The sequence below is a fragment of the Brevibacillus porteri genome (genome assembly GCF_003013475.1).
GTDB lineage: Bacteria > Bacillota > Bacilli > Brevibacillales > Brevibacillaceae > Brevibacillus > Brevibacillus porteri.
On sequence record NZ_PXZO01000011.1, the window covers coordinates 206,657 to 226,848 of the forward strand.

At 44.9% G+C, this 20,192-nt stretch carries 7 protein-coding genes; 4 read left to right on the forward strand and 3 right to left on the reverse strand.

Translation table 11 applies throughout. The features are described 5' to 3' along the window. Positions 1-15: 15 nt before the first annotated feature. From C7R92_RS08985 to C7R92_RS31975, 3 genes are all read right to left on the reverse strand, one after another. Complete coding sequence (locus C7R92_RS08985; protein ID WP_106833983.1) at positions 16-1,236, reverse strand: MFS transporter; 1,221 nt, start codon at positions 1,234-1,236, stop codon at positions 16-18. Positions 1,237-1,267: 31 nt separating this feature from the next. Beyond that, the gene (locus C7R92_RS08990; RefSeq protein WP_106833984.1) at positions 1,268-2,083 is read right to left on the reverse strand and encodes a MerR family transcriptional regulator; all 816 of its coding nucleotides are present in this window, start codon (positions 2,081-2,083) and stop codon (positions 1,268-1,270) included. Between the two features lie 141 nt (positions 2,084-2,224). Next, complete coding sequence (locus C7R92_RS31975) at positions 2,225-2,401, reverse strand: hypothetical protein (RefSeq protein ID WP_158265729.1); 177 nt, start codon at positions 2,399-2,401, stop codon at positions 2,225-2,227. A gap of 239 nt (positions 2,402-2,640) precedes the next feature. Between C7R92_RS31975 and C7R92_RS09000 the strand changes: the two genes are divergently transcribed. The 4 genes from C7R92_RS09000 to tycB all read left to right on the forward strand — a co-directional run bounded on the left by C7R92_RS09000 (position 2,641) and on the right by tycB (position 20,090). Continuing rightward, positions 2,641-3,831, forward strand: coding sequence for an MFS transporter (locus C7R92_RS09000; protein WP_106833985.1), 1,191 nt, complete (start codon positions 2,641-2,643; stop codon positions 3,829-3,831). Between the two features lie 259 nt (positions 3,832-4,090). Continuing rightward, on the forward strand, positions 4,091-5,239 hold the full coding sequence (locus C7R92_RS09005) for an AI-2E family transporter (RefSeq protein WP_083261535.1): 1,149 nt from the start codon (positions 4,091-4,093) through the stop codon (positions 5,237-5,239). 708 nt (positions 5,240-5,947) lie between these two features. Beyond that, the gene (gene tycA / locus C7R92_RS09010) at positions 5,948-9,226 is read left to right on the forward strand and encodes a tyrocidine non-ribosomal peptide synthetase TycA (protein WP_106833986.1); all 3,279 of its coding nucleotides are present in this window, start codon (positions 5,948-5,950) and stop codon (positions 9,224-9,226) included. Between the two features lie 94 nt (positions 9,227-9,320). Then, entirely contained in the window at positions 9,321-20,090 is a 10,770-nt protein-coding gene (tycB, locus tag C7R92_RS09015) for a tyrocidine non-ribosomal peptide synthetase TycB (RefSeq protein ID WP_106833987.1), read from the forward strand. The last annotated feature ends 102 nt before the right edge of the window (positions 20,091-20,192 follow it).

Sequence of the window (20,192 nt, forward strand, 5' to 3'; positions counted from 1 at the left end):
GGGAAGCTTCTTCTATTAATTGCATGATTTTCGTGTTTGACAGTCCTCCAACGTATGATTGTGAAAGGACATCGCTTTGCGATCTAAACTATAGCTGATAAAAGTCAGCAACGATGCTACGATCGCGACAATCGCACCAACCCAGGAAACATCAATGAGTTCCCGGTTTGTCGTAATAAATCCACCCAAAGCTGATCCGAGGGCGATCCCAACATTGACTGACACAGGAGTTAATGAGGAAGCCAAATCTCTGGCAGCTGGGAAATGTTTATCGGCCAATTCAATAAAATACAATTGCATCGTGGAATTCATGATATAAACGACCAAGGCCATAAATGATAAGCTGATGAATCCACCGAGAAGGGTATGGGACGAAACATAAAGAGATGCGAGAATAGCGGCTTGCATCAGATATACATACCGAAGCTTTCCAATCCCGTTGTGAGCGGCCAGTTTTCCACCAATCAACGTGCTAAAGATCGAAATTACCCCGTACAGTAAAAATACGAGACTAATAGATTGGTTCGGTACGAAGAGCACTTCTTGCAGCAAAGGAGTTAAATACGTATATACCGTATAAGTAGCTGCGATACTTAATGCCGGGATAAAAAAAGCGATGATGATACGTGTATTGGTCAGTAACCCGATTTGTTTTTGCAAGGAACTGCTCGATCCCTTCAATCCTTTTGGGATGGTCACTGCACTAGCAAGGAGAGAAATGACGCCTAGTAGAGCCGCAAACCAAAAGGCCATTTGCCAACCTCCCCATTGCCCAATAAAAGTACCAAGTGGCACTCCAATAACGCTGGCGATCGTGAAGCCCGAAAAAATGATCGAAATAGCGGTCCCCCTTTTCTCAGAAAGCATCGTTTCACTGGCAACCGCCATAGCAAGTGCAATCAAAACCCCGGTCACAACGGCAGTCAAGATTCTGGAAACAAGAAGCAAAACATACGTCTCGGATAGGGCAGTTAGAATATTCCCTGTAATAAAGATGCCGATCAACGTAAGCATGAGTGGATACTTGGCAAATCGGCTGAATATCGCAGTTAAGATCGGTGTACCGATGGCAAATGAAATGGCAAAGGCTGACACGAGCGATCCTACTGTTGAAATCGAAATGCCCAACTCGGATGCCACATCACTAAGCAGCGAGATGATGACAAATTCACTCGTACCCAGAACGAAGGTCAATATAAATAAGGTAAAAGTTAGGAACTTTTGCTGTCTGTTCAAAAGCTGAATCTCCTCTCCACATGTTCGATTGTTAAGCTTTTTCTACGGCAATCTGGAGCTCGGCGACATAAGAGTCCGGGTCTTTGGGATTTTCACGACGAACACAAATTTCACGACGCGGCTCATTCTCTTTGATCCGATATCCATTTCGTTCAATCCATATCGCCAATTCGACACTCGCAGTGCAACGGCATGTCGTCCGGCAATGATGGATGAGCGTAGCCATCAACGGAATTTCCGGCAATCGCTTAACGGTAAAAGGTGGTTCGGTCTGCAAATCGTGAGTAAGCAAACGCGCCGCTTCCACATCCATGTTGTCATCGCACTCCTCACAGCCATGCCAAAGAACCATTCTGGAGAGAGATGATTGACCTGAACGCCCCATATAATCGTCCAGCTTTTGAAATAGCTCCGGAATTTTATTGAACGGCGTTCTTTGACGATAGGATAGGAAAAGTTGAGGTTCTACTTTTTTTAGAATAACGTCATGCGAAGACAAGCTTTTCTCTTCATTTTCGATGGCATACAGACGATCGTTGATCAGATTCAGTCTTGCTTGCTCCTTATCCAGAATGGATTGAATCTCGCTTTGCTTGATTCGAAACATCCCTCTGATTTGTTCGAGTGGGATTTGCTCGCTCATCATCTGACGAATTTGATCCAAGGAAAACCCCAATTCTTTATAAGCCAAAATCCGATTAAGCTGAAACATTTGGTCAGCCGAATAATACCGATAGCCTGAAAATTTGTCGGTATGAGCTGGCTTTAGCAAATGAACTTGGTCATAGTAACGAAGTGTTTTGACGGAGACTTGACTAATCTTCGCAAATTCACTGATTTTAAACATGGGGCAACCTCCATACTTACGTTTTTTCTGTACCGAGTATAACTTTCCAGTTAAGGGGAGAGTCAAGCGGCAAGGGAAAGGGAATGGGCAATGAAAAAAACCGGTGGGTTTCGATACCACCGGATGTGACCGATTTTTATTTTATTTCTGAAGTGCAATACTATCCACTTTGCTCGCAGCAATAACAGCGACTGTATTCGGCTCCAGATCGAACCAAAAAATAAGATCGCCATCCGCTTTCTTCTGCGACGGCTTCATCCCGTTCACATAGACTTCCGAAGCTTTTGTCGCCATAGAAAGACCAGAAATCTTGCGCATGCCAACCCATTGCGCAAAAATTAGCCGCTCGTGAAATCATTTCGATTTCATCTGGATCAGACAAACGGCAAAAAATTATGTATTTGTCAGAGAAAGGTGAAGCGCTACATAAGACGATTATGGAAGCGACTGATCCGTTCTTGGAAGAAATATTGGAGGGCATCTCACCAGAAGAAAGAGACGCAGCTGCCACAGTACTCGAAAAAATAATCATGAACCTAAAGAGAAGAGGGTAAGCAGTGAAAAAGGATAGGCTTTGGACGAAAGAGTTCGTTATTGTTTCTTTCATCAATTTTCTTTTGACACTTATGTTTTTCTTACTAATGGTTACGATTGCTTCTTATGCCAAAACAGAATTTCACGCCTCAACTAGTTCAGCAGGATTGGTTTCCAGTATCTTTATCATTGGTGCTTTGATTGGCCGATTACTCACCGGTAGAGCTATTAGTCATATTGGTACGAAAAAAACGCTTTGGATTGGGTTAGGATTTTTTGCTGTCACCTCGTTGCTTTACTTTTTTGCTGTCCATATCAGCTTTTTACTGGTAAATCGATTGCTGCAAGGGATTGCCGTTGGTATTGCCAGTACAGCAACAGGTACCATTATTGCTCAAATCTTGCCAGCGTCTCGCAAGGGTGAGGGGATTGGCTATTACAGTTTAAGTGCGATTTTAGCCACTGCGATTGGTCCTTTTCTCGGCATGATCTTATTGCGGCTTGAAAATGGTTTCACCTGGATCTTTACGATGAATGTTGTGTTTTCCCTGATTTGTTTGATGTTTTATGCCATGGCAAAAATCAATGTTCCGCTTGCTTCCGCAAATGTGAAAGAGGAAGCAAAAGGTTCTCTGCTTTCGAAATTCATCGAGCTGAAAGCCTTGCCGATTTCATTCGTCGCCTTATTAATCGGCTTCAGCTATTCGGGTGTCTTGTCATTTCTATCGTTTTATGCGGAAGAAATTAATCTGTCCTCAGCTTCCAGTTATTTCTTCTTGGTGTATGCCATTGTCATTATCCTCTCGCGACCATTCTCAGGAAAGCTAATGGACGCAAGAGGGGCGAACATCGTGACATACCCAAACCTGGTGATATTTGCGCTCGGGATGCTTCTCTTCAGTCAAACCTCAACTTCCTGGATGCTGCTGCTATCTGCTGCATTGATTGGAGTAGGCTTCGGTAACTTTAACTCCATTGCCCAAACCGTAGCTGTGAAGGTAACAGCTCCGCATCGCTTTGGATTAGCAACCTCTACTTACTACATTTTGTATGATCTAGGATTAGGAATCGGGCCCTATCTGCTCGGTTTTATCGTACCGCATACAGGATATCGTACGATTTTCGTCGGGATGGTTGTCTTCATTCTTTTCAGTATCCCGCTTTATTACTGGCTACACGGAAAACGAGATCGGGAATTGATGCGTGCTACCTAACTCATCCAAGTAAAAAAGGGGGAGTTTGGCCCCCTATAGAAGATATGCAGGCTGTCCTTAGTCGGTAGCCTGTTATCTTTTCCGCAGTCTTTTTGATACGCATGATTGTGGAAAGTTCGAGGGAAGTTTTAGTGAAAGTAGAAAAATGATAACGAACGGTTGAAAATCATAGTATACTTGTGGGTGGACATATTAATGGAAAAGTTTATGAACAAACAGATCAACTTAGAACTCATAAAGGTTAGGAGTCAGCTAGAAAATGATGGAGAAAGTACACTGGCGAGATATAAAGAAATACATAATGATCGCGACTTACACCGTATTGCTGTTTGCTGTGGTCTGGAATTTTCCTTCTGTAAAGTCATTTATCTATGAAATATTTGACTTATTAGATCCTGTGATTTATGGGATTGCCATTGCTTACATCTTGAACATTTTAATGAGATTTTATGAAGAAAGACTTTTCTCACCCCTTAACCGCGGTAACAATCGAATCTGGTTAAAAGTAAGACGTCCTTTTTCAATCCTGTTAACGCTGGCGACTGTCCTGGTATTTTTTACATTTCTCATGTGGTTTATTGTCCCTCAGCTTCTCACGAGTATTTCCATGCTCGCGGCAAGTATTCCGAATGACATGCAATCATTAAAGGCTTTCGTCGATGGTTTTGCAGAGAGATTTAACTTGTCCGGCGATTTATGGAATACACTTATGGAGAAGTGGAATGAAATTGTAAATAAGTTCGGCCATTTTTTCCTGACTTCCATCCCTGTATTACTGACGTATACGAAAATGTTTACTGTTAGCTTTATCGATGTCATCATGGGGCTGATGTTGTCCGTCTATTTGCTCCTCTATAAGGAAAAGTTGACGCTCATTGCGAAAAAACTCGTTTATGCCTATTCGTCAAAAGCAAAGGCGGATCGGGCTGTAGAAATTGGACAAATCACCAATCGAGCATTTAGTGGATTTATCTCAGGTCAGCTAACAGAGGCTCTCATTCTTGGCGGGCTTTGTTTTGTGGGGATGTGGGCGTTTAACATGCCGTATGCACTGCTTGTGAGTGTGATCATTGGTGTAACGAGCATCATTCCGATTTTTGGTGCTTATATCGGGACGATTCCGAGTGCCTTTATTATTTTAATGATCGATCCAGTGAAGGCTATTTGGTTCCTTGTCTTTATTCTTGTCTTGCAGCAAATCGAAGGTAATTTTATCTATCCAAGAGTGGTAGGTAATTCAATCGGATTGGATGGCTTATGGGTGATAGCAGCCTTATTGGTTGGGGGAGCATTGTTCGGGCTGATGGGAATGCTGCTAGGAATCCCTGCCTTTGCCGTCGTATATACCCTCGTCAGAAGCACGACAAATAAGCGACTGAAGGACAAGAATATTATCCTGAAAGAATAGGTGTCCACCGTTTCGATTCCTCAATGATATCGTAAATCTAAAGGCTCACACTTTCGAATGAAACCAGAAAGTGTGAGCCTTTTTTGCAGGGATTGAAGAGTGGTTTGGGTAAAAAGTAGCACGATTAACAAAAAATACCTAATTTTTAACTGATTTCCAAAACACTCTCTGTTATAATGAATAACAGTTTCTCAAACAGGTGCATATGAATACGTTATTCTGCTGGATTGTAAGGAGGTGTGCAGGCCAGCACATTAGTTTTCAGGTAATGTATTTTTCCCATTCGAAATGGTCAGGATTCATGTCCTGAATCCATTAGGCTAGAGTACCAGCGCACATGTTTCGACCAAAAAGTGGAAAGTGACTTTTGTCCTGAAAACCGCTTTGAGCAAACAGGGAATTATCCCCATTGTGAAAAAATGTAAAATCGAGGAGAATTTGTAGGTGAAAATTGGTTCATGACCATAGTAATATAGAAATGGTTAATACTTACAAAAAAGATACAAAAACCCACATATTTTGTTACATTGGGCCATTATATTAAATGGTGTTGATGAGGGAGTTTTCTATGTGATCCATTCGTCACTGAGACTTCATCTTCAGATTTAGCGGACCATTTCCTTGCAGTTTCGTTTACCTGTTTGGCCATCACATTGTATTGTCACACTTCATGATAGACAAAAGTTTGCCAATTATCGGAGGGGACACATGTTGGGAAATCATACCAATCTCATCGACTTGGAGCGGGAAAAAGAACAGGTAGCCTTGTTTAATGATACAAAGGCTGAATATCCACAGGATAAGTCGATTCATCAGTTGTTCGAGGAACAGGCAGAAGCTGTGCCACACCGAGTTGCCATCGTTTATGAAAATGAGCGATTAACTTACCAGGAGCTCAACAGGAAGGCTAACCAATTAGCAAGAGCACTGATCGAAAAAGGGATAAAAACAGATAGCATCGTCGGTGTGATGATGGAGAAATCCATTGAAAATGTGATAGCTATTCTGGCCATCCTCAAGGCTGGCGGAGCGTATGTTCCCATCGATATCGAATATCCCCGAGATCGGATTCAATATATCCTGCAAGACAGTCAAACCAAAATCGTCATCACCCAGAAAAACGTCAGTAACCTTGTTTATGACGTCGGATACCGTGGTCCTGTAGTCGTAATCGAGGAAGAACAGCTGGATTCTCGCTCGGATTCCAATCTTCACTTGCCAAGCAAACCTACTGATATGGCGTATGTCATCTATACTTCAGGAACAACCGGCAAGCCGAAAGGAACCATGCTGGAGCATAAAGGGATCGCTAATTTGCAATCATTCTTTCAAAATACGTTTGGTGTAACACCTGCAGACAGGATTGGACAGTTTGCCAGCATGTCTTTTGACGCATCGGTATGGGAAATGTTCATGGCTTTACTAACCGGTGCCAGCCTCTACATCCTTTCCAAACAGACGATTCATGATTTCATCAGTTTTGAAAACTATTTGAATAAAAATGAATTGACCATCATCACGTTGCCACCCACTTATTTGACTCACCTCAACCCAGATCATTTTACATCACTTCGCATCATGATTACGGCAGGTTCAGCTGCTAACTTCCCTTTAGTAAATAGATGGAAAAATAAAGTTAGGTACGTGAATGCATACGGACCAACGGAAACAAGCATTTGCGCGACCATATGGGAAGCACCTTCCAATGTGCTCCTCAACCAAACGATCCCAATCGGTAAACCGATTCAAAATACGTACGCTTATATTGTCAATGAAGAGCTACAATTGCAGCCAATTGGCAGTGAAGGCGAATTATGCATAGGTGGAGTAGGCTTAGCCAGAGGATACTGGAATCGTCCAGATTTGACCGCCGAAAAATTTGTAGATAATCCGTTTGTTCCAGGAGAGAAGATGTATAGGACAGGTGACCTGGCCAAATGGCTGCCGAATGGAGAAATCGAGTTTCTCGGCAGAATCGACCATCAGGTGAAAATCAGGGGTCATCGGATTGAGTTGGGAGAAATCGAGTCCGTTTTGCTGAAACATGAACAAATAAAAGAGGCAGTGGTAATCGCTAGGGAAGACCAACACGATCAACCCTATTTGTGCGCTTACTATATTTCGCAACTGGAAGTAACTCCTGCGCAGATCAGAGAATTTGCCGCTCAAAAGCTACCTGCGTACATGCTTCCTTCTTATTTCGTGAAGCTGGATAAAATGCCGCTCACGCCGAATGACAAAATTGATCGCAAAGCATTGCCAGAACCTGATGTTACTGCTGAGACAAATCCTGCTTACGAACCTCCCAGAAATCAGACAGAATCGATTCTCGCAACCGTTTGGCAAGAGGTATTGGGAATCGAGAAAATTGGAATTCGCGATAATTTTTACTCACTTGGTGGGGATTCCATTCAAGCGATCCAGGTCGCTGCTCGTTTGCATGCCTATCAACTAAAACTAGACACGAAAGATTTGCTGAATTACCCGACAATTTCGCAGGTTGCTCTCTATGTCAAAAGTACGACGAGGAGAAGCGAGCAGGGAATCATCGAAGGCCCTGTTACCTTAACGCCCATTCAACAATGGTTCTTTGAAAAGAACTTTACAAATATGTTTCATTGGAATCAATCGTATGTGTTGTATCGTGAACAGGGATTTGAGCCTGAAGCCATCCGTAAGGCCTTAGATAAAATCCTTTCGCATCATGACGCGCTACGCATGGTCTATCGGAACGAGAATGGGAGAATCATTCAACAGAATCGAGGATTGGGTAGCAAATTATACGATTTCCTTCAATATGATCTGACCTCGCATTCGGATGTCCAGCAAGCAATCGAAGAAGAGACGAAACGCTTGCATAGCAGCATGAATTTAGAAGAGGGACAGTTGGTAAAGGCAGCGCTGTTTCATACGCTCCAAGGCGATCATTTGTTTTTGGCCATCCATCATTTAGTCGTGGATGGAATCTCTTGGCGTATTCTGTTTGAGGATCTAGCAACTGCCTACAGTCAAGTTCTAGCAGGAAAAGAAATCGTTCTCCCAGAAAAAACGGATTCTTTTAAAAATTGGGCAGTATGGCTGAACGAGTATGCAAATAGTGATGAGTTGGTGAGAGAAATCCCGTATTGGGAGAATCTTGAATCAGAAGCTAGGCATGCTTCCCTTCCGAAAGACTATGAAACGAAGGGATGCAAACAGAAGAGTATCCGCAACATACAGATCGGATTGCTAGCAGAGGAAACCGAACAATTGTTGAAGCAGGCCAATTCTGCTTATCAAACAGAAATTAATGATTTGTTACTGGCAGCATTGGGGCTGGCTGTTGCAGAGTGGAGCAAGCTTGACCAAATCGTGATTAATCTGGAAGGGCACGGTCGCGAGGATGTGATCGAACACGCTAACGTGACAAGAACAATCGGATGGTTTACGTCCCAATATCCAGTTTTACTAGATTTGAGTCAAATGAATCACTTACCTGAACATATCAAATGCACGAAAGAAAACTTGAGGAAGATCCCCAATAAAGGCATTGGCTATGAAATTTTAAAATATATGACAGAACCGGAAAAACGACGTTCCTTGTCCTATTCCTTGTATCCCGAAGTGACGTTTAACTACTTGGGTCAATTTGACTCAGGCCTTAACAACGAATTGTTTACTCGTTCTCCGTATAGTTCAGGTAACTCGCTCGGTGCTGATGGAAAGAACAATCTGAGTCCCGATTCCGAGATTTATACCGCCTTGAATATTACAGGAAGAATGGAAGGTGGAGAGCTTCTCATCACGTTTACTTACAGCGAGGAGCAGTTTAGAGAAGAGTCCATTCATCAACTGAGTGAGAACTATCGAAAACATCTCCGGGCGATCATCACTCATTGCTCGCAGAAAAAAGAAGTCGAACGGACTCCCAGTGACTTTAGTATGAAAGGACTTCAAATGGAAGAAATGGACGACATCTTTGAATTACTTGCCAATACACTTAACTAAATAAGCGCTCGCTAATATTTCGTGGGCATAAACATGTTCTTGACTTACATTATTATGAAAATATGACAAATACAGTTGATATCGAGGTGCCGGAATGAGTGTTTTTAGCAAAGAACAAGTACAAGATATGTATTTATTGACGCCCATGCAAGAGGGAATGTTATTTCACGCCTTGCTAGATGAAGAACATAACTCTCATCTTGTACAGATGTCCATTTCGATTCAGGGCGATCTTGATGTTGGTTTGTTTACCAATAGCTTGCATGTGCTGGTAGAGAGATATGATGTGTTTCGCACGCTGTTTCTCTATGAAAAAATAAAGCAGCCTTTGCAGGTTGTCTTGAAGGAACGGCCCATTCCCATCCTATTTTGCGATTTAACTGCATACGACGAGCAAGAAAAGCAGCATCGCTACACACAATACAAAAGGAATGACCAAGAGAAAACCTTTCATCTGGCGAAAGATTCGTTGATGAGAGTGGCTATTTTCCAAATGACGGAGAGCGAATACCAAATCATCTGGAGCTTTCATCACATACTCATGGATGGTTGGTGCTTTAGCATTATTTTTGATGACTTACTTTCCGCCTATTTATCTTTAAAGAACGGGGCTCCGATTGCCCTTGATCCGGTGCAGCCATACAGCCAATTTATTCGTTGGCTGGAAAAGCAAGATAAAGAGGCTGCTCTCGCATATTGGAGAGACTATCTGGGACAATTTGAACAGCAAACTTCCTTGCCGAAGTTTGGGAAGCCTTCTAGCAATGCCTTTCTACCTGCACAATATCGTTTTGTGCTGGACAGCATGCTGACGCAGCAGCTTTCTGCGATCGCAAGTCAAAATCAAGTGACATTGCCGACTGTGATTCAAACCTTATGGGGGATTCTCCTCCAATCCTATAACGCTACGAATGATGTGCTATTCGGCTCTGTTGTATCCGGGCGACCAACTGAAATCGTCGGAATCGACAAAATGGTTGGGTTGTTCATCAATACCATTCCATTCCGCATTCAAGCGAAAAACGATCAAACCTTTGCCGACTTGATACAGGCTGTGCACCAAAGAACACTGCAATCCCAGTCATATGAGCATGTGCCTTTGTACGATATTCAAAACGATTCCGTATTGAAGCAAGATTTGATCGATCACCTGATGGTCATCGAAAACTATCCGTTGGTTGAGGCCTTGCAGAAAAAGGCCTCGACACAGCAAGTAGGCTTTACTATTTCTGATGTCGAGATGTTTGAGCCTACCAATTATGACATGACTGTCATGGTAATGCCCAAAGAAGAGATTGCGATGAGGTTTGATTATAATGCTGCTGTTTTCGATGAAGCCTTTATCCAAAAAATGGCTGGACATCTCAAACAGATTGCGGCTTGCGTGGCAAACAATCCGAAGGTCACGCTTCAACAGGTTACCTTGCTGACAGAAGCTGAAAAACAACAGCTAATGGACAGAAACTTCGATACTTCAGCGGCATATCCAGCAAAAACCATGCACGAGCTCTTTATGGAACAGGTGGAAAGGACACCCGATCAGGTTGCTGTCATATTCGGAGAACAGCAGTTGACGTATCGGGAGCTAGATGAAAAGTCCAATCAGCTCGCCAGATTTTTGAGAGGAAAAGGGATTGCTGCAGACAGTCTGGTTGGTACGATGATGGATCGCTCCATCGAGATGATTGTAGGAATTCTTGGGGTTTTGAAAGCCGGTGGTGCGTTTGTACCGATTGATCCAGAACTGCCAGAAGAACGAATTGCCTACATGCTCGAGCATAGCGGGATTCAATTGGTAGTGACCCAGCATCATCTACTAGAGAAAGTCACTACTTCTACTGAAAAAATAGATATCAGCGCTCCAGCCATCTGGGAAGAGAGCAGTGCATCAGTCGAAACGATCAATCATCCAGATGACTTGTTTTATATTATCTACACTTCAGGAACGACAGGGAAACCAAAAGGCGTCATGCTTGAGCATAAAAACATGGCAAATCTGATGCATTTTACGTTTACCAAGACCAACATCGATTTTCATGAAAAAGTATTGCAGTATACCACATGCAGCTTTGATGTTTGCTACCAGGAGATTTTCTCCACGCTGCTTTCCGGGGGACAGCTCTATCTCATCACGAATGAGATGAGACGTCATGTAGAAAAACTGTTTGCCTTTATCCAGGAAAAACAGATCAGCATTTTGTCCCTCCCTGTATCCTTCTTGAAATTTATCTTTAACGAAAAAGATTATGCGCAAAGCTTCCCGCGTTGCGTCAAGCACATTATCACAGCCGGGGAACAGCTCGTCGTCACTCATGAGCTACAGAAATATCTGCGGAACCATCACGTATTTTTACACAATCATTACGGGCCGTCGGAGACACATGTGGTAACCACCTACACGATGGACCCAAGCATGAATATTCCAGAGCTGCCACCAATCGGAAAACCGATCAGTAACACAGGCATTTATATCCTGGATGAAAAGCTGCAGATGAAACCAGACGGCATTGTTGGGGAACTGTATATCTCTGGTGCGAACGTAGGGCGAGGGTATTTGCACAATCCAGAGCTAACTGCGGAGAAGTTTCTCGAGAACCCGTATCAATCAGGAGAAAGAATGTATCGAACGGGTGACCTCGCTCGTTGGCTGCCAGATGGCAATATCGAGTTTTTAGGGCGAATCGACCATCAGGTAAAAATCAGGGGTCATCGTATCGAGCTGGGAGAGATTGAATCGCACTTGCTCAACCACGCTTTGATTAAGGAAGCCGTGGTCATCGATAGAACGGATGAGACAGGCGGAAAGTATTTGTGCGCCTATGTCGTTTTGACAGACGAAGTCAGTAACGAGGAGCTGCGTGCTTACTTATCACGAACGCTGCCAGAGTATATGATCCCTTCCTTCTTTATGAACTTGGAGCGGATTCCGGTCACACCTAATGGAAAAACAGACAGAAGAGCCTTGCCCGTACCTGAGGGGAATGCTTTTACGGGAGCGGATTACCTCGCTCCGACAACCGAACTGGAACAGAAAATGGCAGCCATATGGGAAAACGTACTCGGCGTGTCCCCGATTGGCATTCAGGACAATTTTTTTACACTCGGGGGTCATTCGCTAAAGGCGATTCATCTCATTTCCCGGATGCAAAAAGACTGCCAAGCAGATGTTCCGCTTCGCGTGTTGTTTGATAGACCAACCATTCAAGAAATCGCCAAGTATGTGGAAGGTGAAGAGGAAGGAACGTATCTCGCTATTCCGCGGGTCGTCATGCAAGAGCACTATCCTGTATCCTCAGCGCAAAAACGCATGCTGATTTTAAACCAGCTCGATCCGGATAGTACGGTGTACAATCTGCCCGTTGTGACGGTACTCGATGGGGAATTGAATGTGCAGCAGCTGGAGTATGCCATTTCCAATCTGGTGAGTCGTCATGAATCGCTGCGAACCTCCTTCCATACCAGCAACGGTGAGCTGGTTCAACGCATCCATCAGGAATGCAAACTGCCAATCACCTACATGGAAGCGGCAGAAGAACGTTTGAATCAAGTCATCACGGATTTCATGCGTCCGTTTGATTTGGAAAAGGCTCCATTAAGTCGGGTTGGACTGGTCAAACTGGGAGAGCGGCGCCATGTCATGATCATCGATATGCACCATATCATCTCAGACGGAGTGTCTTCGCAAATCATCCTGAATGATCTTGCACAGCTCTATCAAGACAAATCCTTGCCAGAGCAACGCATTCAATATAAAGACTTCGCGGTTTGGGAAAAGGGTCTGGCACAGACAGACGAATACAGAAAACAGGAAGCGTTTTGGACCGAGCGATTCGCTGGTGAAATTCCTGTTTTGAATCTGCCTTTGGACTACTCTCGACCGTCTGTTCAAAGTTTTGAGGGGATACGTTATTCATTCCGCACAGAAAAACAGCTGCTGGATGGCTTGCAACGAGTGGCGGCCGATACGGGGACTACGCTCTACATGGTGCTCATGGCAGCCTATCATGTTTTACTCGCAAAATACTCCGGGCAAGAAGACATGGTAGTCGGAACCGTGACAGCTGGAAGAACGCACCCTGACACCGAAAGCATCACGGGTATGTTCGTCAACACGCTAGCAATGAGAAATCAGCCTGTGGCAACCAAAAGCTTCAAGCAATTTTTACGAGAAGTGAAGGACAATACACTCGCTGCATTTGAGCATGGGGAATACCCGTTTGAGGAACTCGTTGAAAAGCTGGCGGTCAATCGAAATCGAAGCCGCAATCCATTGTTTGACACCTTGTTCATTTTGCAAAACATGGATGCCGATCCGATCAAGATCGAAGGCATGACAGTGACACCTTTCGTGCCAGAGGGAAAAATGGCGAAATTCGATTTGTCGCTCGAAGCAACGCAAAACCATGCAGGTCTCATGTTCTGCTTCGAATTTTGCACCAAGCTGTTCAAGCAGGAGACCATCGAACGAATGTCGCGTCATTACATCCAAATCTTGCAACAAGTCATCACGAACACGGACTTGGCTCTCTATCAGATGGAGATGCTCACTGAGCAAGAAAAGCAGGAATTGCTGGTCCATTTCAATGACACATTCAAGCCTGTTGAGTTGGAAAGCACACTTCCACAGCTATTTGAAGAACAAGTACTGAAAACCCCTGATCAAATCGCGCTGGTTTGCGGGGACAAACAGTTGACATATCTGGAGCTCAATAAGAAAGCCAATCAGCTTGCTCGTACATTACGGAAAAAAGGAGTAAAGGCTGACGAACGAGTTGGGATTATGACAAATCGTTCCTTGGAGATGGTGATCGGAATCCTCGCCATTCTCAAGGCTGGCGGAGCATACGTGCCTATCGATCCAGAATATCCGAATGATCGCATTGCTTACATGCTCGAAGATTGCGAAGCTCGTTTGGTGCTTACCCAAGAGCATCTTGGAACAAAGGTTGTTGCTGGAGTGGAATGCCTGTATCTGGAGGATACGAGTAACTATTCTCGGATCACCACAAATCTTGACCCGATTCATACGGCTACCAATTTGGCTTATATCATTTACACATCGGGTACGACAGGTAGGCCAAAAGGCGTTATGGTGGAGCACCGAGGTATTGTCAACAGTGTGACGTGGAACAAAGAAGAGTTTGCCTTATCTGTCCATGACAGAGGTTTGTTGGCTCTATCCTTTGCCTTTGATGGTTTTGTCCTTACCTTCTTTGCGTTGATTCTATCCGGTTCAACCGTTGTCTTGACGAAGGATGAAGAAGCCAAAGATCCGATAGCGCTCAAAAACCTGATCTCAACATGGAGTTGCAGCTACACGTTATGCGTGCCAAGTTTGTTCCAAGCGATCTTGGAATGCAGCACCACCGATGAGATCAGTCCGATGAAAATGGCCGTGCTCGGGGGAGAAAAGCTATCACCGAAGTTAGTTGAGATGTGCAAAGAGATGAATCCGCAGATGATTGCTGTCAATGCGTACGGTCCGACAGAAAGCAGTGTTATCGCCACCTATCTGTGCGATACGCTCCCGGATGCTCCGATCACCATTGGACGGCCAATAGCAAACACAAGCATATACATCGTGGACCATTCGCACCAGCTGCTACCAATCGGTGTAGTGGGAGAGATATGTATAGGCGGACTCGGTTTGGCACGCGGATATTGGAACAAACCGGAACTTACCGAAGAGAAGTTTGTTTCCAATCCATTTGAGCCAGGTGAACGCATGTACAAGACGGGCGACCTTGGCAGATGGCTCCCTGACGGCACGATTGAATTCGCAGGACGTCTGGATGAACAAGTAAAAGTGAGAGGATACCGGATTGAGATCGGGGAGATAGAATCGGTTCTTCTCAGCTATGAAACGACAAATGAAGCGATTGTCGTTGCTTATCAGGATGGAAGCGGAGACGCGTACCTGACTGCCTATTTCACCGGAAAAGACAACATCTCGGAAGCGGCGCTTCGAACACATCTATCTCAAGAACTGCCAGCGTATATGGTACCAACCTATCTCGTTCAACTGGATGCTTTCCCGCTCACGCCAAATGGCAAGATCGATCGCAAAGCACTGCCGAAGCCTGAAGGAAAGCCTACAACAGGTGTGGAGTATGTCGCGCCTGCTAATGAAGTAGAGGCAACACTGGCAAAGATTTGGGAAAACGTCCTTGGCATCTCCGGTATCGGAGTGATGGATAACTTTTTTGAGCTGGGTGGACATTCTTTAAAAGCTATGACGATAGTGGCGCATGTGCATCGGGAGTTTCAAACCGATCTTCCTTTGAAGCATTTCTTTGAACAGCCCACCGTTCGAGCCTTGTCCAGGCTGATAGCAAACAGTGAGAATGCGCCAGATGCATCGATTCAACCAGCAGAACCACAAGATTACTACCCGGTATCATCTGCCCAACAGCGGATGTACGTGCTCCATCAGTTGGAAGGCGCGGGTATCAGCTACAATACGCCTGGGATGATCATGCTAGAGGGTCAACTGGATCGCTATCAATTGGTGCATGCGCTGCAAGCATTGGTAGATCGTCACGAAATCTGGAGAACCTCCTTTGAGATGGTAGGAGATCAGCTGGTCCAAAAAATTCATGACCACGTGAAAGTGGAAATGGAGTATCAGCGTGCAGAAGAATATCAGATCGATAAAATTTTCCATGCGTTTGTCCGTCCATTTGATCTGGCTGTTCCGCCACTGCTGCGCATGGGGCTCGTGCAAATCTCGGATGAACGTCATCTTCTCTTGTATGACATGCATCATATTGCTTCGGATGCCTCGTCTATCACGATTATCTTCAATGAACTGGCAGAATTGTACCAAGGCAGAGAGTTACCGGAGCTGCGTATCCAATACAAAGACTTTTCTGTTTGGCAAAAAGGCTTTAACGAGTCAGATGACTTCAAAAAGCAGGAAGAATATTGGCGCCATGCGTTTGAGGGGCATAACACTGTCTTGGAGATTCCGACAGATTTTCCACGTCCAGCTGTGAAAAGCTTTGAGGGTGATCAAATCGTACTTGCTACCGATAGACCTCTGCTGGAAGCTTTACACGCGCTGGCTGCAGAAACGAAAACGACAATGTTTATGGTTTTGCTAGCCGCCTACAATTTGCTGCTTTCGAAGTATACGGCGCAGGATGATATCGTTGTCGGAACGCCAATCTCCGGCAAGACACGCGCTGAGCTCGAACCGATTGTCGGTATGTTCGTCAATACGCTAGCAATCAGAAACAAACCGACAGCAGAGAAGACCTTCAAGGAGTTTCTGATGGAAGTCAAGCAGAATGCCCTGGATGCCTATGATCATCAGGATTATCCGTTGGAAAGTCTGGTTGAAAAGCTTGGCATTCAACGTGATCCGGGACGCAATCCACTTTTTGATACCATGTTCATTCTGCAAACCGACGAACTGTACCAAAAAACACTGGGTCAACTGACCTATCATCCCTATGAATCGACGAGCGCGCTTGCCATTTCAAAGTTCGACCTGTCTTTTCACCTGACTGAACGGGAAACAGACCTGTTGCTGCGACTGGAGTACAGCACCAAGCTGTTTAGAAGAGACACGGTAGACAGAATGTCGCGTCATTTCATGCAAATTCTACGAAATGTTACGGCAGAACCTGATAAGCAACTTCAAGCGATTGAGATGCTAACGGCAGAAGAAAAGCAGTTGTTGCTGGTGGAGTTCAATCATACAGACAGAGAGTACACGGAAAACCAGACCATACAACAGCTCTTTGAGGAACTGGCAGCAAATACGCCTGATCAAACGGCCGTTGTATTTGAAGAGAATCAGATGACGTACCAAGAGCTCAATGAAAGAGCGAACCAGCTAGCCACCGTATTGCGTGAAAGAGGAGTAGGGCCATCGCAAATCGTCGTCATGATGGTAGAACGTTCCTTGGAAATGGCCATTGCCACACTCGCCATTTTAAAAGCTGGCGGCGCCTTTTTGCCGGTCGATCCGGATTATCCCGAGGAAAGAATCCGGTACATGATCGAGGACAGTCAAGCGAAGCACGTGCTAACTCATAATCATCTGACCCACAAGGTGTCCAGTCAGGCAGAAATTATCGATTTGGACGACGCAGGGAGCTATTCGTCGCATACAGACAATCTGCTTTGCATCAACAAGCCGTCTGATCTTGCCTATATCATTTACACGTCCGGTACCACTGGCAATCCAAAGGGCGTCATGCTGGAGCACAAAGGAGCGGCCAATCTGCAAGCGGTGTTCAGGAATCAACTTGGCGTAACGCCACAAGATCGGCCAGGGCATTTTGCAAGTATCTCTTTTGACGCATCGGTTTGGGATATGTTTATAGCTCTTTTGACAGGAGCGAGCTTGTATATCATCTCCCGCGATACGATCAATGATTTCCGCAAATTTGAGGAATACGTCCACAAAAACGGAATTACTATTCTCACGTTGCCGCCGACGTATGCCATTTATCTTGAGCCTGACCGTATGCCGTCATTGCGTATCCTGATTACTGCTGGATCAGCAGCATCTACCGCATTGGTAGAGCAATGGAAAGAGAAAGTGACCTATATCAATGGCTACGGCCCGACAGAGAGTACGGTTTGCGCGACACTCTGGAAAGCTTTGCCGCATGAACCAGTTAGTCAGAGCATTACGATTGGAAAACCTATTCAGAATACGAAGCTGTTCATCGTGGATGAACAAATGCAATTGAAGACAGTTGGTCAAATAGGTGAATTGTGCATCAGCGGGGTGTCGCTCGCGAGAGGATATTGGAATCGACCAGAATTGACGGCTGAAAAATTCGTCGACAATCCGTTTGTGCCAGGAGAGAAGATGTATCGCACCGGGGATCTGGCCAAATGGCTTCCAGACGGAAATATCGAGTATCTCGGCAGAATCGATCATCAAGTGAAGGTGCGTGGTCATCGGGTAGAGCTGGGTGAAGTCGAGAGTGTTCTGTTGAAATTTGAGACGATTATTGAGGCAGCAGCCATCACACATTTGGATGACCAGGGGCAACCTTACCTGTGCGCATACTATGTAGCTGATGGGGAAGCAAGTCCGGCTCAACTGCGAGAATTCATGGGAAAAGAATTGCCAAATTATATGGTTCCCTCCTTTTTTGTTCAGTTGGATAAAATGCCGTTGACACCAAATGACAAAATTGACCGCAAAGCATTGCCGAAGCCAAGCCACGAAGAGAAATCGGGCAGAGAATATGAAGCACCGCAAAACGAACTGGAACATTTACTTGCAACGACCTGGGCAGAGGTATTGGGAATTCAGCAAGTGGGAATGAAAGACAACTTCTTTGAATTGGGCGGAGATTCCATCAAAGCCATTCAGGTATCCACGCGATTGCACGCATCAGGGTGGACGCTGGCAATGAAGGAACTGTTCCAATATCCGACCATTGAACAAGTTGCTGCCCATGTCATACCGAACACCAGAGAGAGCGATCAGGGAGTAGTAGAAGGCGAGATTGGCTTGACGCCCATCCAGAAGTGGTTCTTCGAATGCAATTTCACTGACCGTCATCACTGGAATCAGGCTGTTATGCTGTTCCGAGAGGATGGCTTTGATCCGGGACTTGTTCAGCAGGCGTTCTACAAAATCGTCGAGCACCACGATGCGTTGCGCATGATATACAAACTGGAGAATGAGACAATCACGCAAATCAATCGAGCGCTGACAGGTGAGCGATTCCGCTTCCATTCGTATGACTTGAAAGATCATGCAAATAGCGCAGCTCGTATTTTGGAGTTGTCTGATCATATCCAAAGCAGTATCGATTTGGAACAGGGACCACTCGTCCACTTGGCACTCTTCTCCACAACTGAAGGGGACCATTTACTGATTGCCATTCATCATTTGGTCGTGGATGGTGTCTCATGGCGCATCTTGTTTGAAGATTTTTCATCTGCCTATTCGCAGGCTCTCCACAATCAGGAGATCGTCTTGCCGAAAAAGACAGATTCATTCAAGGATTGGTCGGCTCAATTGCAAGATTATGCAGAGAGTGACGAGCTTTTACGTGAAGCTGCGTATTGGCACAACCTCGAGAGCGTGACCACGGCAGAAAAGTTGCCAACCGATTTTGTTACAGCAGATCGTAAACAAAAGCACACCCGTACAGCGAAGATCGAGTTGACAGCTCAAGAGACAGAAAACCTTTTACGTCACGTTCATCATGCCTATCACACCGAAATAAATGACCTGTTGCTGACTGCGTTGGGATTAACCGTGAAAGAGTGGGCAAATACCAACTACGCTGTCATCAACCTGGAAGGTCACGGTCGCGAAGATATTCAGAATGAAATGAATGTGACTAGAACGATTGGGTGGTTCACATCCCAGTTCCCTGTCGTGCTTGATATGGAAAAATCAAAGGACTTGTCATACCAAATCAAGCAAATCAAAGAGGGCTTACGCCATATTCCGAAAAAAGGAATTGGCTACGAGATTTTACGCACGATGACGGCGGATAAGCTGCGTCCATCCCTGCAATTTAGCCTGCAACCGGAAATCAGCTTTAACTACCTCGGACAATTTGATTCGGATGTAAAATCAGGCGGACTTACTTTCTCGCCACTTGGTACGGGTCAGCTTTTCAGTCCAGAATCGGAGAGAGCATTCTTGTTGGATATTTCCGGCATGATCGAGGATGGAAAGCTCCAGATCAGTTTTGGTTACAGCAGTCTCCAGTATAAGGAAGAAACCATTGTGAAATTGGCAGACAGCTATCGGAATCACTTGCTCAGCATTATTGGGCATTGCATGTCAAAAGAAAATGGAGAATTGACCCCGAGTGATCTCGGTGATGATGACCTTTCTATGGAAGAACTGGAGAACATCCTGGAATTAATCTAATCGGGCGACATAAGAAATTGCTATTCCTCCAATAAAAGCTGTGTCATTTCGCTTTTATTGGAGGAACCCTCTATAAATCGATAAATCACAGAGTTGAGGTGC

Excerpts from the sequence above, each read along its gene's own strand:
- C7R92_RS08990 (WP_106833984.1), bottom strand. The coding sequence starts at position 2,083 with ATGTTTAAAATCAGTGAATTTGCGAAGATTAGTCAAGTCTCCGTCAAA.
- C7R92_RS31975 (WP_158265729.1), bottom strand. The coding sequence starts at position 2,401 with ATGCGCAAGATTTCTGGTCTTTCTATGGCGACAAAAGCTTCGGAAGTC.
- C7R92_RS09005 (WP_083261535.1), top strand. The coding sequence starts at position 4,091 with ATGATGGAGAAAGTACACTGGCGAGATATAAAGAAATACATAATGATC.
- tycA (WP_106833986.1), top strand. The coding sequence starts at position 5,948 with ATGTTGGGAAATCATACCAATCTCATCGACTTGGAGCGGGAAAAAGAA.
- tycB (WP_106833987.1), top strand. The coding sequence starts at position 9,321 with ATGAGTGTTTTTAGCAAAGAACAAGTACAAGATATGTATTTATTGACG.